At 60.4% G+C, this 803-nt stretch carries 1 protein-coding gene; it reads left to right on the forward strand.

Going from position 1 to position 803, the window contains the following annotated elements:
- Positions 1-153: 153 nt before the first annotated feature.
- Positions 154-726, forward strand: a complete 573-nt coding sequence (locus tag A3730_RS21875) for a DUF2780 domain-containing protein (protein ID WP_063520167.1) — start codon at positions 154-156, stop codon at positions 724-726.
- The last annotated feature ends 77 nt before the right edge of the window (positions 727-803 follow it).

Here is an 803-nt window from a genome sequence, read left to right on the forward strand (position 1 = left end):
TGCTCGGGTTGTTGCAGAAATGTCAGCAGCCGCTTGAATGACCCCCTGCGCAAAGCGTGCACAAAGTGATGGCCGTCGCCTTTTTGCATGGGTAAGGTTTGCCATACTGTTCCCCTCTGAACAGGGATGATTGACGATAACCAAGGAGCAACTATGAACGCTTTCCGTTTTGGCTTGATGGGCGCCTCTCTGTGCCTGGTCCTGAGTGCGCCGGCCCAGGCGTTTGATCTGAAATCCATGACCGACTCGGCCAACAAGGCGGTGAATGACGCGTCCGACAAGGCCAATGCCAGCGTGAACCAGGCGAACGACGCGGCCACCAGTGCCATGGACAGCGCCAACAGCAAGCTGGCGGTGACCGGTGAAGCGAAGGCATTGGTGGATTCTTTGTCCGCCGACCTGGGGGTGACGCAGCAGCAGGCGGCAGGCGGTGCCGGCGCCTTGCTGGCCATGGCCCAGAACAACCTGTCGGGTGATCAGTTCAGCGGCATCATGAACAAGGTGCCGGGGCTGGATTCCCTGCTGGGTGGCGGCGGTGGCATGGCCTCTTCCATGCTGGGCAACATCTCGACCCTGCAGGGTGTCTCCAAAGCCTTCAGCGCCCTGGGCCTGAGCCCGGAAATGATCTCCCAGTTTGCGCCGAAAATTCTCGGCTTCCTGGGCGGTGAAGGTGTTGGCGCGACCGCACTGAACAGCCTGAAGGGCCTGTGGGGCGTGGCCGGTTAATGCCGTATTGACGGCCTGTTGGCAGGCGGGATGCGATACTGTCGCTCCGCCTGCCCTAGAGTAATTCATGGATTCAT

This window comes from Alcanivorax sp. HI0044 (assembly GCF_001634945.1).

Excerpts from the sequence above, each read along its gene's own strand:
- A3730_RS21875 (WP_063520167.1), top strand. The coding sequence starts at position 154 with ATGAACGCTTTCCGTTTTGGCTTGATGGGCGCCTCTCTGTGCCTGGTC.